Genomic DNA, 25,723 nt, shown 5'->3' with positions numbered 1-25,723 from the left:
CCACACCTGCTATGACGAACACACCGCCTGGGCCCACCGCACCCAAGATCACCAAACCGCCGCTTGACAAGCCACGGCCCTGGGATGTCTAACCCACCGGGAGGCAACACTGCACGCTGATCACCCAGCATCGCGCCCTCATTCGGCCGACACACCCGCCCAACGCAAGGCAAGCTTTGCCGTCGAACGCATCGAGACAGAGCCGATGACCGCGCGCCACCGAAACGACGCGGTGACCACAATGGCGGCGCTGATCACCGAATGGAATAACGCCCGACAGTCCACATAGCCGCAATTTCTAATGACAGCCATGAGGCTTGAATTGATATCATGAGCCCATGGCAATGTTCAATTCAACCGCCGCCAGTGGCATGCTCTTAACACGCCACTGCGCGGCGTTTCGCCGTAACTGGGGGACATTCTTTGGCCAAACGTGCGACCAACAAACGAGTGCGCCAAGCCGCCAGCATTGAGCTCGGCGAGGACGTTCGGGTCGGTACCTACACCCGGCGCAGCACCGACGAGGACAACCAGCCCTACTCCATCGACGTCCAGGACGAGCGATTAGATTCCTACGTCAACTCTCAGCCAGGCTGGCGCATCGTCAAACGCTTCACCGATGACGCCTCCGGCGCCACGACCGAACGCGACGGCTTACAGAGAGCCCTCAAGGCCGCCCGCACAGGACTCATCGACGTCTTGCTGGTCTACCGGGTGGACCGGTTCTCCCGCAACCTGCGCGACATGGTCACCCTGCTGGACGAACTCGACATAGTAGGCGTCGTATTCCGGTCAGCCACCGAACCCTTCGACACCTCCACCCCAATGGGCCGCATGCTCGTGCAAATGCTGGCTATGTTCGCCCAATTCGAGCGCGACACCATCGTCGACCGCGTCATCTCGGGAATGGAGAAAAAGGCCTCCAAAGGCAAATGGAAAGGCGGGCGACGCCCCTTCGGCTACACCGTCGACAAAGACGCCCAGCGCCTTGTTCCGTTTGAAGACGAGGCCGCCATCGTGCGCCTCATCTTCGACCTCTACACCCGCGACCGGATCGGCTCCAACGGCGTCGCGGCCATGCTCACCGAACGCGGTCACCGCACCACCACCGGCAAACCCTGGTCACCTCAACAAGTCCTGCGCGTCCTGGCCAACCGCATCTACCTCGGCGAACTGACCTTCCGCGACATCACCGTCACCAACACCCATACCCCGATCGTGAACGGAGACATCTTCGGCCAAGCACAACGGCTCCTCGAACAACGCGGCGAAAGCATGTCCCACCGGGCCGCCAGCAGCTCGGACTACCTCGCCACCGGCCGCGTTAATTGCCCGAATTGCGGCAAAGCCATGATCGGCACCCGCGCCACCGGCCGCAACAGGACCTACCGCTACTACACCTGCTGGACCCTGGCCCGCTACGGCCCGACCAAATGCGACTTCCCGAGGCTCAACGCGGACGCCCTGGACGCGGCCATCCTGGACGCCGCGATCAGCTTCTACCGCAGCCAACAGGACCTCATCGCCGACGCTGTCGCTGACGCCCGCCAGCAACACGACAACCACCACGGCTCGCGCGCGGCCGAACTGGCCGCCGTCGAAGCCAAGCTGGCCCAGACGACCGCGAAAATCGACCGCTACCTCGACGCCTTCGAAGACGGCACCATGACGCCCGAGGACACCCAGGACCGCCTCGCCCAACACCGGGCCACCCAGAAGCAACTCCGCGCCCGACGCGACGAACTCCGGCTCGAACTGGACACCCAACCCACCGTGCCAGACGGCGCCACCCTCAACGAGGTCAGCCAGCACATCAACAAGATCATCACCGCGGGCAACACCAACCAACGCAAAGCCCTGGTAGAGGTGCTCATCGCCCGCATCAAGATCACCGGGCCAGACCGAATCGTGCCCGTGTTCCGCGTACCCCAGCCCACCTACGACGAAGAGGTTGAGACAGAGCTATCTGTCCCAACCTCTCATCATCAGGTGGTTCGCACACTGACACATTTGGTGGAGGTGCCGGGAATCGAACCCGGGTCCTCTGTCGCCTCGACAGGACTTCTCCGTGCGCAGTTCACAGTGTCTCTGCTTGGCCCCACCGGTCACGTGAACTAGCCGGTGTGACGGGCCCAGTCGCTGTGGGTTTCCCTACCAGGCCCCGCGACCGGGACTGGCGGTAAGCCTCCTAGCTGATGCCAGCGAACCGGGCCGGAGGCGGTCCCGGGCTGACAGACTCCAACTGCTGCTTAGGCAGCGAGCTGGTAGTCGGCCTGACTCTTGGTCTCGGCGCTTGTTTTTTTGCGGCGACGCTTGAGGTGGTCTCTCGCCTGCACCTGCACGCTTCTCCTGACTCAACGTCCAGAGTCGAAACCGTTCACCCCCTGGTTGTGGTTGTTCCGGTAAGCATAACGCGTGGGCCCGGGGGCTTCATTCCGGTTATGGGGTGGGGTCAGCCCTACCTGAGGTTGGGCGGTCTGCTCCATCGTCTTGGGTGGTCGGACGCGGGATGCTGTACGCATGACGACCGAGGTGGAGCAGGTGGATGGGCGGCGGCATCAGCCGAACCCGCTGGGGACGAGTGTCTACCTGCTGGTCAGTTTCATCACGGGCGCGGTGGCGTTCTGGGCGTCGGTGGCGTTGTTCGCCGCTGGGGTCGGTACGGCGGTCGTGTGGGTCGGGTTTCCGCTGATGATGGTGGCTGTCGGGGTGTGGCGGGGGTGGGCGCGGTTCGAGCGGCGGCTGGTGTCGGCGACGCTGGGGTTCTATGTCGCGACGCCGTACCGGATCCGTCAGAAGGGCCTGGTGCGCTGGTTCCGCGGGTTGATGACGGATCCCGCCACCTGGCGTGACCTGCTGTATCTGGCGTTGATGTTCCCGCTGGGGCTCGCTTCGGTGGTCGTTTTCACGGTGTTCTGGTCGGTCGGTGGTTATCTCGGCACGGTGGCCATCTGGTATCGGTTCGTCGGGGACACGTTCGTGCTGGTCGGCGGGCCGCGGGGGCCGGCGTACGTGATCGACTCGTGGGATGACACGTTGATCCCCACGATCGCCGGGTTCATGGTGTTGTGCCTCGCCTGGGTGGCGAGCAAGTGGTTCGGCCGGGTCCGGGGCCGGCTCGCGGTGGCGTTGCTGGGGCCGAGCAAGGCGATGATCCTGGCCGCCGAGGCCGCGCACCTGCAGGCCAGCCGCGCCCGCGGGGTCGACGCGGCGGAGGCCGAGCGCCGCAGGATCGAACGGGACCTGCACGACGGCGCCCAGCAGCGCCTGGTGGCGGTCGCGATGAGCCTGGGCCGCGCGAAGACCCGGATGGACAACGACCCGGAGGCCGCGAAGGCCCTGATCGACGAGGCGCACGCGGACGCCAAGCAGGCCGTTGCCGAGCTGCGCGACCTGGCCAGGGGCATCTACCCGGCGGTCCTCGGTGACCGCGGCCTGGACGCGGCCCTGTCGTCACTGGCGGCGAAGGCTCCGGTGCCCGTCGATGTCACGGTCGAGCCGAGCCTGTCGACCGACCAGCGCCCGCCCGCGGCGGTCGAGAGCACGGCGTACTTCACCGTCGCCGAGGCGCTCACGAACATCGCCAAGTACGCCAACGCGACGCGGGCGTCCGTCGACGTGCGGCGGGTCAAGGACCACGTCGTCGTCGAGATCACCGACGACGGCCACGGCGGCGCGACGACCCGGCAGGGCGGTGGGCTCGCCGGCCTGGCCGACCGGGCTGCCACGATTGACGGTGTCCTGACCGTCGTCAGCCCGCCAGGCGGGCCAACTGTCATCAAGGCGGACCTCCCTTGCGCGTGGTGATCGCAGAAGACTCCGTACTCCTCCGGGCCGGCATCGAGCGGCTGCTGGCCGACGAGGGCATCGAGACCGTGGCCGCCGTCGAGGACGGCGAGAGCCTGCCCGCTGTGCTCGCCGAGCACAAGCCCGATCTGGCCATCGTGGACGTCCGCATGCCGCCGACGTTCACCGACGAAGGCCTCAAAGCGGCGCTGCGGGCGCGCGAGCAGACGCCGAACCTGCCCGTTCTGGTGCTGTCGCAGTACGTGGAGGAACGGTATGCCGTCGAGCTGATCTCGGCGGGTGCGGGTGGCGTGGGGTACCTGCTCAAGGAGCGGGTGGCCGACGTCGCCGAGTTCGTCGACGCCGTGCGGCGGGTGGCCGGCGGCGGGACGTGCATCGACCAGGAGGTGATCTCGCAGCTCATGGCACGCGGACGGCGCAATCCCATCGACGCGCTCACCCCACGGGAGCGCGAGGTCCTCGGGCTGATGGCCCAAGGCCTGTCCAACATCGCCATCGCGCGCAGCCTCACGGTGTCCGACGGCGCGGTGGAGAAGCACGTGGGCAACATCTTCGCCAAGCTCGGCTTGGAGCCCAGCCAGGAGGAACACCGGCGGGTTCGTGCCGTGCTGGCCTACCTCGACCGTCGCTAGTGGGGTTACCCCCACCGCAAGACTGGAGCCCACACCCGTGATCTCCCCGCCTCGGAACGGAAAGCTCTTGTACAGCAAGGGAATTCCATTCACGAGGGGGCGGCACGGTGTCGCGACGAGATCCTTTTCTTGATGTGGTACGGGTTCTGGCCATCGTGCTGGTGGTGTTCCAGCACTGGCTGGTGCCCGTCCTCGGCTGGACCGGCACCGAGCTGACCACCGGGAACGCTTACGCCACACCGGGTTGGTGGGTGCTGACGTGGGTGGGCCAGGTGATGCCGTTGGTGTTCTTCGCTGGTGGCGCGGCGAACCTGCTGTCCCTGCGGTCGCACCGCGGACGTGGCGGCACGGTCGGGGAATGGGTGTCGAGCCGCGTGCACCGGTTGGCGATCCCGTTGCTGCCGTTGATCGCGTTGTGGCTGCCATTGCCGCATCTGTTGGCGTCGCTGGGGGTGCCGGAGCAGCCGTTGGGCATCGGTGCCGCTGTCGTCGGTCAGCTGCTGTGGTTCCTCGCGGTGTATGTGGCCGTCATCCTGGCGACCCCGGTGATGCTCAAGGCGCATGAACGCTACGGGCTGCGGGTGGTCGCCGGGCTGGCCGCGGTGGCGCTGCTGGTGGATGCCGTGCGGTTCGCCGGGATCGGCATGGCCGGGTTCCTCAACGCGCTGGTCGTGTGGCTGGCCGTGCACCAGCTCGGCTTCCACTACGCCGCCGGCAAGCCGGTGACCAGGGCCGGAGCCGCAGGTCTGGCCGTCGGTGGGTTCGGGCTGACGGCGTTGATGGTCGCTTTTGGACCATACCCGCTGAGCATGGTCGGCATGCCGGGTGCGCCGGTGTCGAACGCCGGTCCGCCCACCACCTGCCTGATCACCCTGGGCGTCGGCCAGATCGGTCTCGTGCTGCTGGCCAGGCCGTTGATCCGCGCCCTGGCCGCCCGTCCGCGGGCCGCGAAGGTGCTGACGTGGGTCGGCGCGCGGTCGATGAGCCTGTACCTGTGGCACATGTCGGCGATGGTCGCGATGGCCGGAGTGTGGACGATCGGATTCGGCTACAGCACGCCCGCTCCGGGCAGCCTGGCGTGGTTCGCGGTCGTTCCACTCTGGATCGGTTCGTGTGCCGCGGTGCTGTACGGGCTGCTACGGGCGTTCGGCCGGTTCGAGGCACACGCGCCCGGCCCGTTGGCGATCCAGCCGCACGCCGTCCAGGTCGCGATCGGGGCGGCCATGGTCGCGGCCGGCACGCTCGGCGTCGCCGCCACCGGGTTCTTCCCCGGGAACAACACGGTATCCACTACCGCGGCAGTGTGGGGCGCTGTCGTCCTCAGTGGACTCGCGGTGACCCGCTACCGGCTACCGCAGATCAGCCTGGTCCGTCAGGCCTAGCAACCGGGCGGGGGTGTCGTGCAGCACGGCGCGCAGGAAGCTGTCGCCGAGCTGTGCGTTCGCCTCCGCCCATCCGGCGATCGCGTCGATCTGGCGCGCGTACTCGTACGGGATGTTCGGGAAGTCCGTGCCCAGGGCGATCCGGTCAGCGTGGCCGGCCAGCCTGGAGATGAACCCATCGGGCAACGGATCGGTGAAGTCCACGCCGACCATGGTCGTGTCGATGTGCACGTTCGGATAGCGTTCGACCAGGTCAAAGGCCAGATCGAAGTCGGGCATCCCGGCGTGTGCGAGCACCGCGGTCAGCCGCGGATGCCGCTTGAGGACCTCCTCGAACACGTCCAGCCCGGTGAACGCACCCGGGCGCGGACCATGTCCACAGTGGATCACCAGTGGCACGCCCGCCTCGGCGATCAGCCCCCACGAAGTGTCCAACTCGGACGCTCGCGGGTCGTACGCGCCGACTTGGACGTGTGCCTTCACGCACCGGGCACCGTCGGCCAGCGCGCGAGCCAGGTACGTCTCGACGCCGGGCTCGGGAAACAGCGTCGCCGTGGGAACGGCGCCGGGCGTGCTGGCGGCGAAGTCGCGGACCCAGTCGTTCAGCCACTCGGCCATGCCGGGCTTGTGCGGGTACACCAACGGCGCGAACGCGACCACGCCGAGGCCGTGCAGGATCCGGACGCGTTCGTCCTCATCGAACCGGTAGTGCACCGGCCAGTCCATGCCGTAGTGCTCGCGCGCGTTGTCGAAGTACGCCCACACCTTGCGCAGCACCGGTTCCGGCAGGAAGTGCACATGCAGGTCGACCAGGCCGGGCAGGCCCAGCCCGGCGACCCACTGGGCTACGTCGCCGTCCCTCACCAACCGCCGCCGCGCTTGCGGGCCCGGCCCGCGGCCCGCGTGATCTCCCGCTCGGCGTCCCGTTTGGCCAGCGCCTGGCGCTTGTCGTAGGACTTCTTGCCCTTGGCCAGGGCCAGCTCGACCTTGACCTTGCCGTCCTTGAAGTACATCGACAGCGGCACCAGGCTCAGGCCGCTCTCCTTGGTCTTGCCGATCAGCTTGAGGATCTCGCTGCGGTGCAGCAACAGCTTGCGGCGCCGGCGCGGCTCGTGGTTGGTCCACGTGCCCATCTCGTACTCGGCGATGTGCAGCCCCCGCAGCCACACCTCGCCGTCGTCCACCGTCGCGAACGAGTCCACCAGTGACGCACGCCCGAGCCGCAGGGACTTCACCTCGGTGCCGACCAGCGCGATGCCGGCCTCGTAGGTGTCCACGATCTCGTAGTCGTGCCGCGCCTTACGGTTCGACGCGATCACCTTCTGACCACGTTCTTTTGCCATGACGGAAACCTTACGTCACCGCACCAAGCCGTTAAGTGCGGACGTAGAGGCGCAGCGTGGCGTACCCGGTGACGGCCGAGATCAGGATGGCCACCGCGAGCAGGATCGGCGAGATCGCCACGATGTCACCGAACTCCACCGGCGGGATGATGTTGGCCTTGATGGGTTCGGCGAGTACATCGTCGATGAACAACAGCTTGCCGCCGATCAGGCCGCCGATCGCCAGCAGCGCACCGACCACGCCGGCGACCACCGCCTCCAGGAGGAACGGCAGCTGCGTGTACCACCGCGTCGCGCCGACCAGGCGCATGATCCCGACTTCCGTCCGCCGGGTGAACGCGGACACCTGGATCGTGTTGGAGATCAGCAGCAGCGCCGCGATCGCCTGGACCAGCGCGACCACGAAGGTCGCGTTGCGCACCCCGTTGAGCACACCGAAGAACCGTTCCAGGAAGACCCCCTGGTCCTCCACCCGGTCCACCCCTGGCTTGCCGGTGTAGGTCTGGATGATGACGTTGGCCCGGTCCGGGTTCTTCAGCCGCACGTGGAAGTTCGACGGCAGCGACTCCTTGCGGGTCAGCTGCAGCAGCTCCGGCTGGCTCTTGAAGATCTGCTGGAACCGGTCGAACGCCTCGTCCTGGCTCTCGTACTTGACGGACTCGACGGCCGGGTCGCTCTCCAGGTTGGACTTCAGGCCCGCGCACGGCTGGTCCGTGCAGCCCTTGTCCGGCCAGACCGCCTTCACCAGGAAGACGTTCACCTCCACCTTGTCGCCGTAGTCCGCCCGCATGTGGTCGATCATGCGGACGACGAGCAGGCCGCCCCCCAGCAGGCCCAGCGAGATCGCGGTGGTCAGGATCATCGCGACGGTCATCGTGATGTTGCGCCGCAGCCCATTCACGACTTCGGTCAACACGAAACTGAAACGCATCGGGGTGGGGTTCCTCGGGTATCGGGGGTTACTTAGCGGCCTACGCCGTAGACGCCGCGCGCATCGTCGCGGATTACCCGGCCATAAGCCAGTTCCACGACTCTGCGCCGCATCGAGTCGACGATCGAGTGGTCGTGGGTGGCCATCAGCACGGTCGTGCCGGTGCGGTTGATCCGCTCCAGCAGCAGCATGATGTCCTGGCTCGTGTCGGGGTCCAGGTTTCCGGTCGGCTCGTCGGCCAGCAGCACCAGCGGCCGGTTGACGAACGCGCGCGCGATCGCCACACGCTGCTGCTCGCCACCGGACAGCTCGTTGGGCATCCGGTTGGCCTTGCCGTCCAGGCCGACCAGCTCGAGCACCTCGGGCACCACCTTCTTGATGGTGTGCGCGGGCTTGCCGATCACCTCCAGGGCGAAAGCCACGTTCTCCGCCACCGTCTTGTTGACCAGCAGTCGGAAGTCCTGGAACACGCAGCCGATGGACTGGCGCAGCCGGGGGACCCTGCGCCGGGCCATCCTGGTGATGTCGAAGTTGGAGACGTAGACCTTGCCCTTCGACGGCACTTCCTCACGCAGCAGCAGCCGCAGGAAGGTGGACTTTCCTGACCCGGACGGGCCGATCAGGAAGACGAACTCCCCCTTGTCCATGTCCACCGTGACGTCGTCCAGCGCGGGGCGGGTCGACGTCTTGTAGGTCTTGGAAACATGTTCAAGCCGGATCACGGTCGGCGAGTCTACCCACGACCGTTATCCGGCTGTTGCATTGGGGAGGGTAACGACTCTCAGTTAGTCCTCCGCCACCGAATTCCGGCCTCCAGGAAACCGTCGATATCGCCGTCCAGAACCGCGCTGGGGTTGCCCACCTCGTAGTCGGTCCGCAGATCCTTGACCATTTGGTAGGGGTGCAGGACGTAGGAGCGCATCTGGTTTCCCCAGCTAGAGCCGCCGTCGCCCTTCAGCTCGTCCATCTTGGCCTGCTCCTCCTGGCGCTGCCGTTCGAGCAGTTTGGCCTGCAGGACGACCATGGCGGAGGCCTTGTTCTGCAACTGAGAGCGTTCGTTCTGACACGACACGACGATGCCGGTGGGTATGTGCGTGATGCGTACCGCGGAGTCGGTGGTGTTCACGCCCTGCCCACCGGGGCCCGACGAGCGGTACACGTCGATGCGCAGCTCCTTCTCGTCGATCTCGACGTGGTCGGACTGCTCGACGACCGGCACGACCTCGACGCCGGCGAAGCTGGTCTGCCTGCGGCCCTGGTTGTCGAACGGCGAGATGCGCACCAGGCGGTGGGTGCCCTGCTCGACCGACAGCGTGCCGTAGGCGTACGGGGCGCTGACCTTGAAGGTGGCCGACTTGATGCCCGCCTCTTCGGCGTAGGAGGTGTCGTAGACGTCGGTGGCGTAGCCGTGCCGCTCGGCCCAGCGCATGTACATGCGCAGCAGCATCTCGGCGAAGTCGGCCGCGTCCACACCGCCGGCCTCGGAACGGATCGTGACCAGCGCGTCACGCTCGTCGTACTCGCCGGACAGCAGGGTGCGCACCTCGAGGGTGGCGATCTCGGAGCGCAGCTTGGCGCGCTCGGCGTCGGCCTCGGCCAGGCTGCCCGCGTCGCCCTCGTCCTCGGCGAGCTCGTAGAGCACCGGCAGGTCGTCGAGGCGCTGCCGCAGTTCGGAGACGCGGCGCAGCTCGCCCTGCTTGTGCGAGAGCTGGCTGGTCACCCGCTGCCCCTGCTCCGGGTCGTCCCAGAGGGTGGGGCTGGCGGCCTGCTGCTCCAACTCGGTCACCTGAGCGCGCAGCGCGTCGAGATCGGTCACCGCCTCGATGCTCTTGAGCGTGGCGGAGAGATCGGTCAGGTCTGCTGCGACGTCCGGGTTCACGGCCAAGAAGGTTACGTCAGACCGCGTGCCGGTGCGTTGCCGGTCGGCCATTTTCGACCGACCGGCGTGTTGTCTCAGTCCTTCGGGACCGAGTCGAGCAGCTTCAGCGCGGCGCGGGCGCGGGATGCCGCGAACTCGCCGAACGCCTTCACGTAGTTGTCCTCAGTGTTCTTGGTCAGGTTGCGGGCGTCTTCCAGTTCGGCGTTGTAGGTCTGCCGAGCCGAGTCGACCAGTGCGCTGCGCTGTTTGGCCGTCAGGTTGCCGGCGTGCGCCAGTCGGAGGATCAGCGGGCTGCGCAGGTGGTCTGGACCAGGCTCGGAGGCGAGCCAGGTCTTGAAGGCCTTCTTGCCCGCGGCCGTGATCAGGTACTGCTGACTGGACCGGGGGCCCTGCTTGCCGAGCCGGACGAGGCCGGCGTCCGCCAGTGCGGGAAGTTCGCGGTAGACCTGGCTGCGCGTGACGCTGAAGAACGCGCCAAAGCGCTCACGGGCCACCGCGACCAGCTGGCCACCCGTCTTCGGGCCGTCATGGAGCAAGCCGAGCAATGCCGCGGCTGTTGCGTTCAATTCAGACACGTAACCACCGTGCCATGAATTCCGCTCGCTGTCCACAATGAACAGGTGATCTGTCCACTGTGGCTACTCGTCACCCGGATGTCGCAACTACACCCGATTGGCTCAGTACCCCTTCTGCCGCACCCACTCCGACCAGGCACGAAGCCATTCGTCCTGCTCGGTCATCAGCTCGGCGTGCCAGCGGCGCAGCTCCGCGTCGTGGTCGCGGGAAGTTCTTTCCTGATGCGCGAACGGGTCGGGCGCCCAGGTTCGCTGCGAGGCCCACACCGCGCGCCATGACTCCTGTGCGGGGCGGCTGAGCAGTTCGGTGCGCATTCCGGTCCAGTACAGGAGAGTCTCGGTGATCGCGGCGTCGCGCAGCCTTCGGTTGGCGAACCATCCGGCTTTCTCCTGCAAACGGCCCAACTGGTTCACCAGAATGGTCACTGCCTCGTTAGCGTCCTGTCTGGACTGATCGGCGAGGTGCATCTGCGCCCGTACGGCGGCTTCCCAGAGTTCACCGTGCTTGCGACCATTGGCACGCAGCCTTGGGGGACGGCCTTGCCTCGCCGCCGCTTCGAGTTGGAGGCTGCGGGCGAGTGTCGAGTCGATCAGCGATCGGTGCGCGGTGGCGACATCGAAGGGGCGCTCCATGATCGGCATCGTCGGCGGGTTCGCGCGCAGATCGCGGATGTACTCCCTACGCCCGCGAAGGAAAGTTTCGAGGTTTGGCACGGCCACCAGATGGGTAGCGGCCAGTTCCCACTCCCTGGCAACGACGATCACGTCGGAGTCCTGGTGCCAGCAACGCGCGGCCCACATCCGGCGGCGGGTGCGCAGCAGCGACGCGGGGCGCGGTGTTCCGTTCACCACAACATGTGCGGGCACCGGTTCGCCGTCGACGGGCCCGTTGTCGTCCATGCTGTCGAGGAGGTTTTCCAGGAACGAGCGGAGGTCCGGCGGGCTGGGCCTGCTCTCGTGCCAGCGCGCGGTGTGCACCTGCACGAGCGGTCCGCTGGGGCGCATCAGGTCGCCGTAGGCGAGGCCGATGCTTTCCACGACGCCGTTGCTGACCTCCGCCTCGCCCAGTAAGCGCGGGTGCGGCGCGGGCTCGGCCATGCCGAGCAACGGCAACGAGCTGGCCCGTACGAGCCGCTCATACTCCGCCTCCTGCCGGGAAAGCAGAGCCTCCATCTCCGGTGAAGGGGGCACGAGCTCCATGCGCCCAGTGTGCCAGCTCGGCCACGAACCGAACACGCCCCCGCGCCGTCCGGCCGCAGATCATCGGCCAACGGCCCCGACCGGCTACGCAAAGTATCCATCGGTGACGCAAACAACCCACTCGCCCAGTCCACAAAGGACCCCCTCCGTCCACACCACACACAAACCAAACACCCCACCCCCACAAACTCTCACTCCCCCAACCCACACCCGACTCCCCAGCCCCAAAGCAAGCCCCCAACAAGCCCAACCACAGAACACCCAACCCCCACCCAACCAAGTTAGTTACTCCCCCGCACCCACACGCACAACAACCCACCCCACTCCAACATCGCTCCACCCCCACCCTCAAACCCAGCCCTCACCAATGCCTCACGCCCCGACACACAGACCCAACCCCGCCCAACCCCCACACCAACGCAACCCCAATCACCCCGCCCCTTGACGCTGAGACCCCCGTCCATCCGAAGGCCGAAAGGCCGCCCCTCGCCGAGCAGAGCAGCAGCACCCGAACCTGCTCGCCGTCACGCACATTGTCCAAGATCACCAGACCGCCCACCACGTAAAGCGCGCACTCCGCGCACCCCCAACCCGAACACCACCCCCTCGCCCCGCCCAGCCCCCGCCCCAAGGCTGCCCCGGGCTACGCGCGCCCCCGGCTTCGCGCTTCGCCGTCCCCCCGCTTCGCGCTCCGCGCTCCGCGCCGCGGCGCGCCAGCGCCTGCGGCGCACGTGGGGGGTCTGGGGGGCTCGGCCCCCCAACATAATGCGAAGCGGACCCAGGGAAGGTGCAAAGCACCGACCAAGGGTCCGCCATCCGCGTAGCGGGGACAGGATTTGAACCTGCGACCTCTGGGTTATGAGCCCAGCGAGCTACCGAGCTGCTCCACCCCGCGTTGTGTCTTCAACTGTACATGGGGGCGCGAGTGGTTTTTCAGGGGGGTGGGTGTCTGGAAAGGTGGGTTTCGTGTCATTGCGGTCATGCCCTGGTCGCGTGACCATGGGGGCATGGGGAAGCTGGTGTTGTTCCCGGTCTACGACGGGCTCCAGTCGCTGGATCTGACGGGTCCGCTGGAGGTGTTCACCGGTGCGTCGCGGTATCTGGGGCGGGACTACTACTCGGTGCTGACGGCGTCTGTCGGTGGCGGTCCGGTTCGGACTCACAGTGGGTTGTGCATCACGCCGGATGTCGATCTGCTGTCGGCTCCGCCGGCGCACACGATCGTCGTGCCGGGTGGGTTCGGGACGCGGGGTCCGCAGCCGGAGATCGTGGCTTGGTTGCGCGCCAACGGTCCTGGCGCGTCGCGGCTGGTGTCGGTGTGCAGTGGGGCTTTTCTGCTCGCGCGGGCGGGGCTTCTCAATGGCCGCAAGGCAACCACGCACTGGTCGGTGTGTGACGCGCTGGCGGGGGCGTTCCCTGAGGTCGATGTGGACCCGGAGCCGATCTTCGTCAGGGACGGCAATGTGTCCACTAGTGCGGGGGTGACGAGCGGGATCGATCTGGCGCTGGCGTTGGTGGAGGAGGATTTGGGCCGGGATGCGGCGTTGACGATCGCGCGGCATCTGGTGATGTTCTTGCGCCGCCCGGGGAATCAGACGCAGTTCAGCGCTCAGCTGACCGCGCAGGCCGCAGAGCGCCAGCCGCTGCGCGAGGTGCAGCAGTGGATCACTGAGCATCCCGCGGCGAAGTTGTCGGTGGACGCTCTCGCGGAACGCGTGAACCTCTCCCCGCGGCAGTTCGCCCGCGTCTTCACCGCGCAGACAGGCATGACCCCGGGCCGCTACGTCGACCGCGTGCGCCTCGAAGCGGCCAGACGGCAGCTGGAGGACTCCGAGGCGGGGATCTCGAAAATAGCGAAGTCCTGCGGGTTCGGTACACCGGAGTCAATGAGAAGGGCGTTCATCCGGACACTGGGGGTGTCTCCGGCTGAATACCGGCGAAGGTTCTGAAAGGGGTCAGAGTGAAGATCGCAATCCTGTTGTACGACCGCTTCACGGCTTTGGACGCCGTCGGACCCTATGAGGTTCTCGGCCGTCTTCCCGAGGCGGATCTCACGTTCGTCGGGGAGGAAAAACGCCCCTACCGAACGGACACCGGCCGTCTCGCGATCACGGCGGACGCCACCCTCACGGAAACGCCGGAGGCGGACATCCTCCTGATTCCGGGAGGCCCGGGCCAGTCAGACCTGATGGAAGACGGCCCGGTGCACGACTGGATCCGCGCGATCGACACCACGTCGACGTGGACGACGACGGTGTGCACCGGTTCGCTCATCTTGGCTGCTACGGGCCTGTTGAAGGACCGTAAGGCGGTCACGCACTGGCTGGCCATGGGGCAGTTGGGGAAGTACGGGGCGGTGGCCACGGAGGAGCGCGTGGTCTTCGACGGGAAGTACGTGACCGCTGCGGGGGTGTCGGCGGGGATCGACATGGGGCTTACTCTGGCGGCTCGTATTGCTGGGGATCAGTTTGCTGAGGGCCTTCAGTTGGCTATCGAGTACGATCCCCAGCCGCCTTTTGATTCGGGGAGCCCGGCTAAGGCCGCTCCTGAGGTGGTTGATTTTCTTCGGGGTCGGTCTCGGCATGTCTTGAAATAAGGATCCTTATCAAAAGATGTCATCGCCGGACGGGCAGGCCGCCAAGAGGGGGAGGGGATCCTTCGGATCCCTTGGCGTGTTTTCTCCCTCCCGTATGGCCTGCCGGAGGTAATCACAGGTGTCAAGGGGGATCCGTTTGGCTTCCAGCGTTTGTGCTTTGAGTGGGCGGATCCCCCTTGACACCTGTGATGAGGCTGCGCCCAGGCCATACGGGAGGGAGAAAACACGAAGCCCACCCCTACTGCACACACGCGCAAAACCCCGACTGGCCCTTACCTTCAGCCTCCGACCAACACCCAACCCCCACCACCAACACCCCATCCTCCAACCAACCACCCCACCGACGCGCCTCCACCTCCGACCAACCCCCCACAGACACTCTTCAACCTCGCCGACACCCGCCACCCCCGCCTCAGCCTCCGTCCACAAACCACCGCCCCACCCCACGACTGACTGAGCTGACGCGTAGGTGTGAGGCACTCGGTGCGATGGAGTGAGCAACCGCGAGACGCGGTTTCGGGCTGACGGTCGAGGACTGATTTCTTCTGCGGCCAATCAGCCGAACTCTCAGGCACTGCGGTGCCCCTCAAAGCCGCCGCCACCCCACTCTCACCCCACCCCAAGCCCGCGCGTCAGCGCCCGCGAGGCGCGCAGCGCAAGCCCTCGGCCGAAGGCGGACCCTCCGCTACGCGCGAAGCGCTAGCCCCGCGCCGCAGGCGCGCGCTGGAAAGCAAGGCGGCGAAGCCGCACGTGGGGGGTCTGGGGGGCTCGGCCCCCCCAAAATAATGCGAAGCGGACCCAGGGAAGGTGCGCTAGCACCGACCATGGGTCCGCCGTCCGCGTAGCGGGGACAGGATTTGAACCTGCGACCTCTGGGTTATGAGCCCAGCGAGCTACCGAGCTGCTCCACCCCGCGTTGTGTTTTCAATCTTACGTGGGGGTGAACTGGGGGTGCAAACCGGGGTCGGTTTGCACCCCTTTTCGCTGTCAGCCTCCGCCTTGACCTGGGGTTGGGGAGGATGGCGGGTTGCTGCTGGGGGGTGGGTTGGTGGGTTGGGCGGCTTTGGCTTTGGCGTCGGTGAAGCGTTTGGTGGCCGCGTCGAGTTCTTCGAGGGCTTTGCCGAGGTCGCCGAGGTTGCCGGCCTTCTGGGCGGTGTTGATTTTGGCGATGGCGTTCTGGATGTCGGTGACCGCTTGGGAGACCTCGGGGGTTGCCGCGCCGTTGTTGGCCGGCGGGGTTGCCGTGGAGGAGGTTCCGGGTGTGGTCGATGGGGTGTTGCCGGTGTTGTCTTCGGGTTTGGTGGTGTTGGCGCCGCTGCCGGGGCCGAAGACCTGGTTGAGTGCTTCTTCCAACGTGGACGAGAAGCCGACCCTGTTCTTGTAGGACACCAGGACCCGCGCGAGTTGTGGGAAGGCGTTGATGTCCTTCTGTTTCAGGTAGATCGGTTCGACGTACAGCAGGCCGCCGCCGACCGGGAGGGTCAGCAGGTTGCCGTACTGGATGTCGGTGCCCGTGTTCTGGAACAGCGTTCTGTCCCTTGTGAACTGATCGGTGGTGCGGAACTGGTTCTGCACCTGGATCGGGCCTGGGGTGGTGTCGCCTTCTGTTGGTAGTCGCAGCACCCTGAAGTGGCCGTAGTCAGCCGGGTCGGACGAGACCGAGACCCATGCCGCGAGGAACTGCTGTTTCAACGAGTTCAGCGCGCTGGTGACCTGGAACGTCGGCTGTGACTGGCCGGGTGCCTGCGCGAGCACGTAGTACGGCGGTTGTTTGGCCGCGTTGCCGGTCGGGTCGAGCCCGCCTTCCTTGGTGGGGTCGGAGGGCACGTCCCAGAAGGTTTGCGCGGAGAAGAACTCCTGCGGGGTCTTCACGTGGTACCGGGCGAGCAGGTCGCGCTGGACCTTGAACAGGTCCTCCGGGTACCGGAAGTGTTTGCGCAGTTCTTCGGGCACCGCGCTGCTGGGCTGCACGGTGCCGGGGAACACCTTGGACCACGCCTTGAGCACGGGGTCCTGGTCGTCGATGCCGTACAGCGTCACGGTGCCGTTGAACGCGTCGACGGTCGCCTTGACGGAGTTGCGGATGTACCCGATCTTGCGGTCCTGCTGGCGGGGCACACCGGCCAGTGAGTCGGTCGTCACCTGACCGAGCGATGTGGACTGCGCGTACGGGTAGTTGTCCAGAGTGGTGTAGCCGTCGACGATCCACATGATCTTGCCGTCGACCACGGCCGGGTACGGGTCGGTGTCCACCGTCAGCCATGGCGCCGCGAGCTTCACGCGCTCCCGCGGGTCCCGGTTGTAGATGATCTTCGAGCCGTCCCCGATGCCGGTGTTGAACAGGATGTTCCGCTCGCCGTAGTACGCCGAGAACACCAGCCGGTTGAACCAGCCGTTGACCGGCACACCGCCGGATCCCTTGTAGAAGTAGCTCTTGTCGTTGGCCGAGTCGGCCTCTCCCGGCGCCTCACCCGGTGAGCCGCCGACGATGGCGTAGTCCTGGGTCAGCTCGCCGTAGTAGATCCGCGGCTCGGTGACCGGGATGTCCATCTTCTGCTTGGTGTTGATGGCGTTCAGGTCGCTGACCGTGAAGACCGGGTAGCCGCCCTGCGCGCTGGCGTCGGTGGACGGCGCGCGGTCGATCTTGTTGGCCGGCGCGGCGACGAACCCGTTGCCGTGCGTGTAGACCATGTGCTTGTTGATCCAGGTGTTCTGCGTGTCGGTCAGCTTCGAGGTGGCCACCTCGCGCGCCGCGACGATGTAGTCCTGGACCTTGCCGTCCACTGTGTACCGGTCGATGTCCAGCTTGTCCGGGAAGCTGTAGAAGTTGGCCCGGGCCTCGCGCTGGTTGAACGTGGGCGACAGGATGCTCGGGTCGAGCAGCCGCGTGTTCGGGATGGTGCCGGTGTCGTTGCGGATCTGCTGGTCGGTCGAGGTCGCCGAGCCTGTTTGGTAGTTGTCGATCGTTATCTTGTCGTCGGTCAGCCCGAATGCCTGTTTGGTGGCGTTCAGGTTGCGTTCGATCGATTTCGCCTCTTTCTCGTTCGCGTTCGGCTTGACCGAGAACTGCTCCAGCACCGCAGGCCAGGCGACGCCCACCAGCAGACCGGACAGGACCAGCAGCACCAGCGCGATCGCGGGCAGCTGAAGGTTGCGCAGGAACGCGCCGACGAAGAACGCGATCGCGCAGAAGATGGCGATCGACATCAGGATCAGCTTGGCCGGCATGACCGCGTTCAGATCGGTGTACGAGGCACCGGTGAACTGGTCGTTGCGGCTCGACCACAACAGTGTGTACCGGTCGAAGAAGTAGTCGATCGCGTAAACCAGGACAAAGAGCCCGGCCACCATGGAAAGGTGCACACGCGCCGGACCGGACAACTGCCCGCCGCGGCCGGCCAGCCGGATCCCGCCGAACAGGTAATGCGTGATGACGGCGCCGATGAATGCGATGACCAGGGCGACGTAGAACCACCCGATCAGCCATTCGTAGAACGGCAGCTTGAACGCGTAGAACCCGATGTCGATGTTGAACTCGGGGTCGGTCTGGCCGAACGGCACCGCGTTGAACAGCAGCTGCACCTTCTGCCAGTCGCCCTGTCCGGTCCAGCCCGCGATCAGGCCGGTGACCAGCGGCAACCCGATGCCGAACAGGCGCAGGCGCTGCACCACGGTGGAGCGGTAGCGCGCGAGCGGGTCCTCCGCACCGGAGACCGGGACGAACACCGGCCGGGTGCGGTAGGCGACGATCAGGCTGATCGCGAGCGAGCCGCCGACGAATATCCCGATGGCGAAGAACAGCGCGATCCTGGTCAGGATCTGGGTGGTGAACACCGAGCGGAACCCGACCTCACCGAACCAGAGCCATTCCACATAAGTGTCGAGCAGGCGAGCCCCGACAAGCAGGATGAGGACGATTACCGCCGCGATGATCAGCAGGATGCGGCTGCGGCGAGACAGCTTCGGCAAGCCGATCGAGGGCCTGGAGGCCACTGGACACGCTCCTGGTGTAGCGATGTTTTTCTGACCGACAGCCGCCCGCTCGACAGCTGTCCTAGATGTCCAACTCTACGGACGCGGTTCCGGTTCCCGTCGGCGGGCGGGTTCGCCGCTGGTGCGACCATGTGCCGGTGCCGACCAGTGAGCCAGTGACCGACCTGCCCGCTCTCGCCCGCGAGGTGGAGGACTTCGTGGCGTCCGGGGGCTGGGACCAGCCGCCCCAGCTGTTCGCCCTCGTGCCCACCGCCGAGCTGCTGCGGATGCAGCCCGAACTGACCGGTCAGCTGGACGCGGCGTCGGCACTGACCCCGATCGCACAGGACCAGCTGCCCGGCGGCGACCTGAGCGACGCGCTGGCCGGGATCATGTGGCCGGACGCGGTGCACGGCTGCGCCCTGGTTCAGGAGATCGTCGTGCTGCCGCCCGACGCGGAGGCCGAGATCCAGGACGAGCAGGACGCGGACCGCCTGCGGGAACGCGCCGCGGCGCACCCCCAGCGGCAGGAGGCGCGCCTGGTCGCGGCCGTTCTGCGGGCCGGTGGCGAGGCCTGCGTGATGCGCCTGCGTGATCACGAGGACGTCCTGACCGGCCCCGATCTGGCCCCGAACCTCACCGCCGCCCTGCGCGCGACCTTCGATTGACAGCCAGGGCCGTCGACTAGCAGCCAGGGACGGGTTTGCCTGCCTTCAGGTCCTTGAGCGCCTGGACCGCGCCCGGCAGGTTCTCCACCTTGACCAGCTGCAGGCCGGCCGGCGGGTTCGCGACGGCCTCGGCGCAGTTCGCGGCCGGGACCAGGAACGTCTTCGCGCCGTCCTCGGCGGCCGCGGTCAGCTTGAACGTGATGCCCCCGATCGGCCCGACGTTGCCCTTGACGTCGATCTCGCCGGTACCCGCGATCGGCCGGCCACCGGCCAGGTCGTCGCCGGTCAGCCGGTCGACGATGGCCAGCGAGAAGATCAGCCCGGCCGACGGGCCGCCGACGTCCTGCAGGTGGATGGTGGTCTTGAACGGCACGTCGGCCCGGTCCACCCCGCTGATGCCCATGAACCCCTGCTGGCGGTCGTCGGACTTGCCCAGCGTGATCGACACGGTCTTGTCCTGGCCGTCACGCTGCAGGATGACCTCGATGGCCTGGCCCGGCCGGGTGTCCTTGACCGCCTCGACCACGTCCTCCTGCTGGTGGATGTCCCGGCCGTTGACCTTCACCAGCCGGTCTCCCGGCTGGATGATCTTGTCCGCCGGTGCGCCCTTGGTGACCTGGCTGACCACGACCTTCACCGGGTTGCCGAGCAGCCGCAGCGCAGCCACCTCGGCGTCGCTCTGCGAGTCCTGGAACATCTGGACGTTCTGCTGCTGGACCTCTTCCTCGGTCTGACCGGGCTTGATGTACTCCTCGCGGGGCGCGAGCGCGTACCGCCCGCTGACCCACAGCCCGAACGCGCTGAACAACGTGACGTCCCGCTTCAGCGACACGGTCGTCATCCGCAGCTGCCCGGAGGTCGGGTAGGTCTGTGTGCCCTCGACCTGCACGATCTGCGTGCCGTTGACATTGCCGAGCGTGTCGTAGGTCGGCCCGGGGCCGAGCGCGACGAACGGGACGGGCACGAGCGCACCCAGGATGGCGAGCACGATGACGATCAGGATGCTCAGCAGGACCGTCCAGCCGCGGCGGCTGAGCTGCCACCGTTCGTCCCGGGCCCGCTGTGGCGGCGCCTGCGTCGCCTCTTCGCTGGGAGTACTCACGAGGCCACAGCCTACGACCAGGCCACCCCGCGTACCGTGGAGGCATGAACGAGTTCCCCTTCGGTTTCCAGATGCCGGAGCCCGAGGACCAAGGCAAGAAGGATCCCGCCAAGAAGGACACGCCGGGCGGCGGGCAGGAGAACCCGTTCGACGCGTTCAGCCAGCTGGGGCAGATGCTGAGCCAGCTGGGCCAGATGCTCAGCCAGGCCGGCACCTCCACCGGGCCGGTCAACTACGACCTGGCCAAGCAGATCGCGCTGCAGCGGCTCGCCGAGACCGAGCCGGCCGGCGCGGAGTCGCCCGAGGCGGTCGCCGACGCGGCGCGGCTGGCCGAGCTGTGGCTGGACGCGGTGACGATCCTGCCCGCCGGCGCGAAGTCGACCAAGTCGTGGACGGCCAAGGACTGGGTGGAGAAGACGCTGCCGACCTGGCAGCGGCTGTGCGACCCGGTCGCCCGGCGGATGTCGGGTGCCTGGGTGGAGGCGCTGCCGGTCGAGGCCAAGGACGCGGCCGGGCCGCTGCTGTCGATGGTGGGCCAGATGGGCGGCATGGCCTTCGGATCCCAATTGGGTAACGCCCTGGCCCAGCTCGGCGCCGAGGTGCTGACCTCGACCGATATCGGCCTTCCGCTGGGTCCGGAGGCCACCGGCGCTCTGCTTCCAGCGAACATCAACAAGTTCAGCGACGGCCTGGAGCGGCCGGCGAGTGAGGTGCTGGTCTTCCTGGCCGCTCGCGAGGCCGCGCACCAGCGGCTGTTCGCCCACGTTCCGTGGCTGCGGCAGCGGCTGCTGGCCACGGTCGAGGAGTTCGCTAGCGGCATAACTGTCGACACCTCAGCGCTGGAGCAGCTGGCCGGCCAGGTCGACATCAACAACCCGCAGTCGTTCGAGCAGGCCATGCAGTCCGGCGTGCTCGAGCCGAAGACCACGCCCGAGCAGCAGGTCGCGCTGGCCCGGCTGGAGACCCTGCTCGCGCTGGTCGAAGGCTGGGTCGACGTCGTGGTGGCGGACGCCGTCGGCGACCGTCTGCCCGGCGCCGACGCGTTGCGCGAGACGCTCCGGCGCCGGCGCGCCTCCGGCGGACCCGCCGAGCAGACGTTCGCCACGCTGGTCGGCCTGGAGCTGCGGCCCCGCAGGCTGCGGGCGGCCTCGGCGTTGTGGCGGCTGGTCGGTGACAAGCACGGCATCGACGTCCGTGACGGCGTCTGGGCCCACCCGGACCTCGTGCCCACCGCCGAGGACCTGGACGACCCGCTGGAGTTCGCCGACCGGCTCGGCGCCGGCAGCGACGTCGACCCGCTCGCCGAGCTGCGCAAGACCGAGGAGGCCGAGCAGAACGACATCGGCAAGGACGACGAGAAGTGAGGTGGAGGGCCGGCTGGCCGGCCCTCCACCCTCGGTCACGCCCCCGTTCTACTCAGTCCTCGTCCATCGGCCCGGAGCCCGCCGCGGAGGCGAGGCCCTCGAGATACCCGATGGCCCGCTCGGTCCTCGGATACCGCTGAACCAACCCCCAGAACTCCTGGTCATGGCCGGGTACGAGCAGGTGCGCGAGTTCGTGCACCAGCACGTAGTCCAGTACCCATGACGGCACCTCCCGCAGCCGCTCGCTGACTCGAATCGTCTTGTCAACGGGCGTGCAGGATGCCCAGCGCGTGCGCATCGGCGGAACCCAACGCACGCTCAGCGGGACGGCCTCGCCGTCCAGATGTCGCGCTGACAGCTCCGCACACCTGGCGAGCAGCGCGCTGTCCGATTGCCGCGCCGGGGACCGACGCCTGGACTCACTGCGCAACAGGCGGCGTTGCATCTCAGCAACCCAATGCGCTTCTTCTTTCTTGGTCATCCGGGCAGGGAGCAGGACGATCAGGGTGTCCCCCTCCCGGTACGCGGTGACTGTCCGAGTACGCCGCTTGCTCCGGCGTACTTCGACGAGTGGTTCGGCCACCCGGTAACCGTACGACCAACCACCGACAATCCGGCACACGCCGAGAGGGTGACCTTGCCCGACCGCCCCCTGTGGACAGCCGTTTGGCATGTCACGCTTTCGTTGCGAGCCTTGAAATATGTCACATAGTGAGAGCAGGCTGCCGCCCCGGCTGCGGGTGCTCGCCGGCCTGCCGGTGCTGCACCGCGGCGACGGCGGCATCCAGCTGGGCCTCGATCCGCGGCACGCCGTGGTGATCGAAGGCGTAACCAAAACGGTCACGGAGAGTGTTCGCCGGCTGAACGGCCAGGCCCGTACGCAGGACCTGCTGGCACGCGTTCCCGACGACGAACGCCCGGCCCTGCGGATGCTGCTGCGCGAGCTGTTGCGCCTCGGTCTGCTGGAGGATGCCACGAAAGCGGGGGCACCCCGGCGGCTGACCGCCGACGCCACGACGTGGGCGCTGCGGACCGGGTTCCGGGCGAGCCAATTGGCAGGTTCACGCCGCCGGTCCTCGGTGCTGGTGCACGGATCCGGCCGGATCGGGGTCGCCGTGGGCAGTCTCCTGGTCGCCGCCGGTGTCGGGGCCGTCGAGGTGGACGCACAGGGAGTGGTCAGCGCCGAGGACACCGGCAGCGGATATCGCGAGCAGGATGTGGGCCGGCCACGCCGGGTCGCGGCCAAGCTGGCGCTGGAACGGGAGGGCGAAGTCCGGCACGTGGTCAATCCCGATCTTGTCGTGGTAACCGACTCCGCCGTGCCGGAGCCGGAGTTCGTGGCGCGGCTGCTGGAGAACTCGGTGCCACACCTGGGTGCGCGGGTCCGCGAGGGCATCGCGATCGTCGGGCCGTTCGTGGTGCCGGGCCGCAGCAGTTGCCTCAGCTGCGCGGACCTGCACCGGGCCGATCTGGACACGTCGTGGCCGACGGTCGCGGCCCAGCTCGTCGGCCGTTCGCTACCGGCTGACCTGGCGTGCGCCCATGTGACGGCCGCATTGGCCGCCGAGCAGATCCTGCAGGCCCTGAACTGGCTCCTAACGGGACGGCGCCGTCCACCGACATGGAACACAACGATCGAGCTCGACCCGTTCCTCGGCAAGGTCGAGCATCGATCATGGCCGGCACATCCGGGCTGCTCATGTGGCGCCCGCCGGGCATAACAACTGCAATTGGCTGCGAATGGACCGATCGGCAGGGGAGAATCAGGCAGTGACCGAGATGCCGCGCAAGACCGTCGCCCGGACGGCACGGCTGGCCAGCCTCCCGCTGGGAGTGGCCGGGCGTGTGGTCGGTGGCTGGGGGAAACGACTTGTCGGCCAGGACGCCGCCGAGGTCAGCGCCCAGGTCTCCGCCAAGACAGCGGAGCAGCTGTTCGCCGTGCTCGGCCAGCTCAAGGGCGGCGCGATGAAGTTCGGCCAGGCGCTGTCGGTGTTCGAGGCGGCGGTGCCGGACGAGATGGCCGCGCCCTACCGCGAGGCGCTGACCAAGCTGCAGACCGCGGCGCCGCCGATGAGCAGCAAGGCCACCCACCGGATGCTCGCCGAGCAGCTGGGCCGGGCGTGGCGGTCGCGGTTCCTGGAGTTCTCGGACGAGCCCGCGGCGTCGGCGTCGATCGGCCAGGTGCACCGGGCGGTCTGGCACGACGGGCGCCCGGTCGCGGTGAAAGTGCAGTACCCGGGCGCGGACGAGGCGCTGATGTCCGATCTGCGCCAGCTGAGCCGGTTCAGCCGGTTGTTCCAGGCGCTCGTGCCGGGCACCGAGATCAAGCCGCTGCTGGCCGAGCTGACCGCCCGGATGGCCGAGGAGCTGGACTACCGGCAGGAGGCCGACAACCAGCGGACCATGGCGACGGCGTTCGACGGGGACTCGCACTTCCTGGTGCCGAAGATCGTGGCCAGCGCGCCGAAGGTGCTGGTCAGCGAGTGGGTCGACGGGACTCCGCTGGCGTCGATCATCCGGGAGGGCGACAAGCAGACCCGTGACCGGGCGGGGTACCTGCTGGCGGAGTTCCACTACCAGGCGCCGGCCAGGGCACGGATGCTGCACGCCGACCCGCATCCGGGCAACTTCATGCTGGCCGGAGACGGGCGGATGTGCGTCATCGACTTCGGCGGGGTGGCCCGGTTGCCGGAGGGCTTGCCGGCCCCGTTGGGCCGGCTGATGCGGTTCGCCATGACCGGCGAGACGGACCGGCTGTTCGAGACCCTCCGCGAGGAGGGTTTCGTGCCGCCGGGCAGCAAGATCCCGGCCGAGCAGGTGCACGCGTACCTGTCGCCGTTCGTGGAGCCGCTGCTGACCGAGCGGTTCCACTTCACCCGGCGGTGGATGCAGAAGCAGGCCGAGCGGGTGGGCGAGTTCGGCAGCCAGGACTTCCGGACCGGGCGGTCGCTGAACCTGCCGCCGCAGTACCTGCTGATCCACCGGGTGCTGGCCGGGTCGACCGGGATCCTGTGCCAGCTGGACGCGGAGATCCCCGCGCGGGAGATCGCGGAGCGCTGGCAGCCCGGCTTCGCCGACTGACGAACGGTTCCACTCGCGGACCGGGGTTATCCACAGCTTCGGGTTCTCGCTTTCTCGGGACTTGTGCGTTCGGCAAAGTCGAATGCATGAACGCGGTCGAACAACCGAGCATCCCGGATGGCGTGATTCGCCGGCGCGACCTTCTCGCGGCCGGTGTCTCGCAGCACACGCTGGCCACCCGGTGCCGCCCCGGCGGGCCATGGCAACGGCTGCTGCCTGGGGTTTTACTGCTCGCGAACAGCCCGCCGACGCGACGGCAGCGGCTGAAGGCGGCGGTGCTGTATGCCGGGGTGAACTCCATCATCACCGGCGTGGAGGCCCTGCATGAGCATGGTCTGGCGGTGTCCGAGAACGAGGAGATCCACATTCTTGTCGCCGCTGACCGGAGGGTGTCGACGCGCGAGTTCGTCCGGGTGGAGCGCACGAAGAGACTGCCGCAACCGATGATTTCCCAAGGCCTTCGCTTCGCGCCGACAGTGCGTGCCGCCGTCGACGCCGCTCGCTTTTCCCAGGACGCCACGAAACAGCGGATGCTGCTCCTCGCGCCGGTGCACGCGGGCCTGCGTTCGGTCGACCAGCTCAGATCCGAGCTGGACGCCGGAGCGCAACGAGGAACCGCGGCGCTGCGCGCGTTCCTGGACCAACCCGTCGAGCCCGCATTGACGAGCACGGTGCATGAGGGCTGGGCTCACCGCATCGTCAAAAGACTGCCGCTGCCCAGACCGGAGTGGAATGTGACCGTCTACGACCCGAGCGGCACCCGGATCGCCATCGCCGACGCCTGGTGGGACGAGGTCGGCCTCGCCTGGGATTTCGGCAACCAACGGGACGGCCACGCCCGAACCCGCCACGCCGCCTTCACCAAAGCCGGAGTGATCACCATCAGTACACCCCTCACCGAACTCCGCGACGACCCCGACACCGTCATCGACGCCCTCACCGCCGCCTTCCTCGCCGCCACCAAACGCCCCCGCCCACCCCTCAAAACCACCCGCCCCCACTAACCACACACCCACCCCAATCCCCGTCCCCACCGCCAATCCCCGTCTCCACCATCCATCCCCACTCCCACCCCAAATCCCCATCCCCACATCAATCCCTATCCCCACCGTCAATCCCTGTGCACCATCAATCCCCGCTCCCAATCCCAGTCCCCACCCAACCACATCCCCACTCACATCAATCCCGTTC

20 protein-coding genes, 2 tRNA genes, 1 other RNA gene and 1 pseudogene are annotated in these 25,723 nt (G+C 67.4%); 11 read left to right on the top strand and 13 right to left on the bottom strand.

Annotation, left to right across the window (positions count from 1 at the left end; translation table 11 throughout):
* Window positions 1-450: 450 nt before the first annotated feature.
* Window positions 451-1,428: pseudogene (locus tag AB0J95_RS50395) on the top strand (recombinase family protein); the annotation flags it as partial.
* Between the two features lie 583 nt (window positions 1,429-2,011).
* Here the strand turns inward: AB0J95_RS50395 and ssrA are convergent.
* Window positions 2,012-2,385: a transfer-messenger RNA gene (gene ssrA / locus AB0J95_RS50390) on the bottom strand.
* Between the two features lie 135 nt (window positions 2,386-2,520).
* Between ssrA and AB0J95_RS50385 the strand changes: the two genes are divergently transcribed.
* The 3 genes from AB0J95_RS50385 (at window position 2,521) to AB0J95_RS50375 (ending at window position 5,821) form a co-directional block, all read left to right on the top strand.
* Complete coding sequence (locus AB0J95_RS50385) at window positions 2,521-3,807, top strand: sensor histidine kinase (protein ID WP_364773816.1); 1,287 nt, start codon at window positions 2,521-2,523, stop codon at window positions 3,805-3,807.
* Window positions 3,795-4,439: a response regulator transcription factor gene (locus AB0J95_RS50380; protein WP_364773815.1), complete on the top strand. Its 645-nt coding sequence runs from the start codon at window positions 3,795-3,797 to the stop codon at window positions 4,437-4,439. Before AB0J95_RS50385 ends, AB0J95_RS50380 begins: the two co-directional genes overlap by 13 nt.
* A gap of 134 nt (window positions 4,440-4,573) precedes the next feature.
* Window positions 4,574-5,821: an acyltransferase gene (locus AB0J95_RS50375; RefSeq protein ID WP_364773813.1), complete on the top strand. Its 1,248-nt coding sequence runs from the start codon at window positions 4,574-4,576 to the stop codon at window positions 5,819-5,821.
* Here AB0J95_RS50375 and AB0J95_RS50370 read toward each other — a convergent pair.
* The 8 genes from AB0J95_RS50370 to AB0J95_RS50335 form a co-directional block, all read right to left on the bottom strand.
* Entirely contained in the window at window positions 5,789-6,685 is an 897-nt protein-coding gene (locus AB0J95_RS50370; RefSeq protein WP_364773811.1) for an amidohydrolase family protein, read from the bottom strand. The genes AB0J95_RS50375 and AB0J95_RS50370 overlap by 33 nt on opposite strands.
* On the bottom strand, window positions 6,682-7,164 hold the full coding sequence (gene smpB / locus AB0J95_RS50365) for an SsrA-binding protein SmpB (RefSeq protein ID WP_364773809.1): 483 nt from the start codon (window positions 7,162-7,164) through the stop codon (window positions 6,682-6,684). Before smpB ends, AB0J95_RS50370 begins: the two co-directional genes overlap by 4 nt.
* Window positions 7,165-7,195: 31 nt before the next feature.
* A complete protein-coding gene (ftsX, locus tag AB0J95_RS50360; protein ID WP_364773807.1) occupies window positions 7,196-8,095 on the bottom strand; it encodes a permease-like cell division protein FtsX in 900 nt (299 codons plus the stop codon).
* A gap of 32 nt (window positions 8,096-8,127) precedes the next feature.
* Window positions 8,128-8,817, bottom strand: a complete 690-nt coding sequence (gene ftsE, locus AB0J95_RS50355; RefSeq protein WP_364773805.1) for a cell division ATP-binding protein FtsE — start codon at window positions 8,815-8,817, stop codon at window positions 8,128-8,130.
* Between the two features lie 59 nt (window positions 8,818-8,876).
* Complete coding sequence (gene prfB, locus AB0J95_RS50350; RefSeq protein ID WP_364773804.1) at window positions 8,877-9,974, bottom strand: peptide chain release factor 2; 1,098 nt, start codon at window positions 9,972-9,974, stop codon at window positions 8,877-8,879.
* Window positions 9,975-10,048: 74 nt separating this feature from the next.
* Window positions 10,049-10,549: a helix-turn-helix transcriptional regulator gene (locus tag AB0J95_RS50345; RefSeq protein WP_364773802.1), complete on the bottom strand. Its 501-nt coding sequence runs from the start codon at window positions 10,547-10,549 to the stop codon at window positions 10,049-10,051.
* 102 nt (window positions 10,550-10,651) lie between these two features.
* Window positions 10,652-11,749, bottom strand: coding sequence for a hypothetical protein (locus AB0J95_RS50340; protein ID WP_364773800.1), 1,098 nt, complete (start codon window positions 11,747-11,749; stop codon window positions 10,652-10,654).
* Window positions 11,750-12,570: 821 nt separating this feature from the next.
* Window positions 12,571-12,644, bottom strand: a tRNA-Met gene (locus AB0J95_RS50335).
* Window positions 12,645-12,756: 112 nt separating this feature from the next.
* Here AB0J95_RS50335 and AB0J95_RS50330 point away from each other — a divergent pair.
* Window positions 12,757-13,698 (top strand): GlxA family transcriptional regulator, encoded by a 942-nt coding sequence (locus tag AB0J95_RS50330; RefSeq protein ID WP_364773798.1) that lies wholly within the window; start codon window positions 12,757-12,759, stop codon window positions 13,696-13,698.
* Between the two features lie 11 nt (window positions 13,699-13,709).
* Window positions 13,710-14,345, top strand: coding sequence for a DJ-1/PfpI family protein (locus AB0J95_RS50325; RefSeq protein ID WP_364773796.1), 636 nt, complete (start codon window positions 13,710-13,712; stop codon window positions 14,343-14,345).
* Between the two features lie 842 nt (window positions 14,346-15,187).
* On the opposite strand, the gene AB0J95_RS50320 is transcribed toward AB0J95_RS50325, so the two are convergent.
* Both AB0J95_RS50320 and AB0J95_RS50315 read right to left on the bottom strand, forming a co-directional pair.
* A tRNA-Met gene (locus tag AB0J95_RS50320) sits at window positions 15,188-15,261 on the bottom strand.
* A 71-nt stretch (window positions 15,262-15,332) separates the two neighbouring features.
* Complete coding sequence (locus AB0J95_RS50315) at window positions 15,333-18,338, bottom strand: UPF0182 family protein (RefSeq protein ID WP_364773794.1); 3,006 nt, start codon at window positions 18,336-18,338, stop codon at window positions 15,333-15,335.
* Between the two features lie 137 nt (window positions 18,339-18,475).
* Here AB0J95_RS50315 and AB0J95_RS50310 point away from each other — a divergent pair, with 137 nt between their 5' ends.
* Window positions 18,476-18,985 carry a PPA1309 family protein gene (locus AB0J95_RS50310; RefSeq protein WP_364773792.1) on the top strand — a complete coding sequence of 170 codons (510 nt, stop codon included), beginning with the start codon at window positions 18,476-18,478 and terminating at the stop codon, window positions 18,983-18,985.
* A gap of 16 nt (window positions 18,986-19,001) precedes the next feature.
* On the opposite strand, the gene AB0J95_RS50305 is transcribed toward AB0J95_RS50310, so the two are convergent.
* Window positions 19,002-20,087, bottom strand: coding sequence for a PDZ domain-containing protein (locus AB0J95_RS50305; RefSeq protein WP_364773790.1), 1,086 nt, complete (start codon window positions 20,085-20,087; stop codon window positions 19,002-19,004).
* Window positions 20,088-20,131: 44 nt separating this feature from the next.
* On the opposite strand from AB0J95_RS50305, the gene AB0J95_RS50300 reads away from it, so the two are divergent.
* Window positions 20,132-21,451, top strand: coding sequence for a zinc-dependent metalloprotease (locus AB0J95_RS50300; RefSeq protein WP_364773788.1), 1,320 nt, complete (start codon window positions 20,132-20,134; stop codon window positions 21,449-21,451).
* A gap of 52 nt (window positions 21,452-21,503) precedes the next feature.
* Here AB0J95_RS50300 and AB0J95_RS50295 read toward each other — a convergent pair whose 3' ends face one another.
* Window positions 21,504-22,034, bottom strand: coding sequence for a M48 family metallopeptidase (locus tag AB0J95_RS50295; protein ID WP_364773787.1), 531 nt, complete (start codon window positions 22,032-22,034; stop codon window positions 21,504-21,506).
* 118 nt (window positions 22,035-22,152) lie between these two features.
* On the opposite strand from AB0J95_RS50295, the gene AB0J95_RS50290 reads away from it, so the two are divergent.
* From AB0J95_RS50290 to AB0J95_RS50280, 3 genes are all read left to right on the top strand, one after another.
* A complete protein-coding gene (locus tag AB0J95_RS50290; RefSeq protein ID WP_364773785.1) occupies window positions 22,153-23,172 on the top strand; it encodes a hypothetical protein in 1,020 nt (339 codons plus the stop codon).
* A 19-nt stretch (window positions 23,173-23,191) separates the two neighbouring features.
* A complete protein-coding gene (locus AB0J95_RS50285) occupies window positions 23,192-24,532 on the top strand; it encodes an AarF/ABC1/UbiB kinase family protein (protein ID WP_364773783.1) in 1,341 nt (446 codons plus the stop codon).
* 86 nt (window positions 24,533-24,618) lie between these two features.
* Window positions 24,619-25,536 (top strand): hypothetical protein, encoded by a 918-nt coding sequence (locus AB0J95_RS50280; protein WP_364773781.1) that lies wholly within the window; start codon window positions 24,619-24,621, stop codon window positions 25,534-25,536.
* Window positions 25,537-25,723: the final 187 nt, after the last annotated feature.

It is taken from the genome of Actinocrispum sp. NPDC049592 (assembly GCF_040675465.1).
In the GTDB taxonomy this organism is placed as follows: domain Bacteria; phylum Actinomycetota; class Actinomycetes; order Mycobacteriales; family Pseudonocardiaceae; genus Kibdelosporangium.
Note: the sequence above shows the minus strand (reverse complement) of the source record. Positions and strands in the feature narration are given on the sequence as shown.

Bases quoted from the DNA above. Each gene is read 5' to 3' on its own strand.
- AB0J95_RS50330 (WP_364773798.1), top strand. From the start codon at position 12,757: ATGGGGAAGCTGGTGTTGTTCCCGGTCTACGACGGGCTCCAGTCGCTG.
- smpB (WP_364773809.1), bottom strand. From the start codon at position 7,164: ATGGCAAAAGAACGTGGTCAGAAGGTGATCGCGTCGAACCGTAAGGCG.
- AB0J95_RS50300 (WP_364773788.1), top strand. From the start codon at position 20,132: ATGAACGAGTTCCCCTTCGGTTTCCAGATGCCGGAGCCCGAGGACCAA.
- AB0J95_RS50290 (WP_364773785.1), top strand. From the start codon at position 22,153: ATGTCACATAGTGAGAGCAGGCTGCCGCCCCGGCTGCGGGTGCTCGCC.
- AB0J95_RS50280 (WP_364773781.1), top strand. From the start codon at position 24,619: ATGAACGCGGTCGAACAACCGAGCATCCCGGATGGCGTGATTCGCCGG.
- AB0J95_RS50385 (WP_364773816.1), top strand. From the start codon at position 2,521: ATGACGACCGAGGTGGAGCAGGTGGATGGGCGGCGGCATCAGCCGAAC.
- ftsX (WP_364773807.1), bottom strand. From the start codon at position 8,095: ATGCGTTTCAGTTTCGTGTTGACCGAAGTCGTGAATGGGCTGCGGCGC.
- AB0J95_RS50285 (WP_364773783.1), top strand. From the start codon at position 23,192: ATGGACCGATCGGCAGGGGAGAATCAGGCAGTGACCGAGATGCCGCGC.
- AB0J95_RS50340 (WP_364773800.1), bottom strand. From the start codon at position 11,749: ATGGAGCTCGTGCCCCCTTCACCGGAGATGGAGGCTCTGCTTTCCCGG.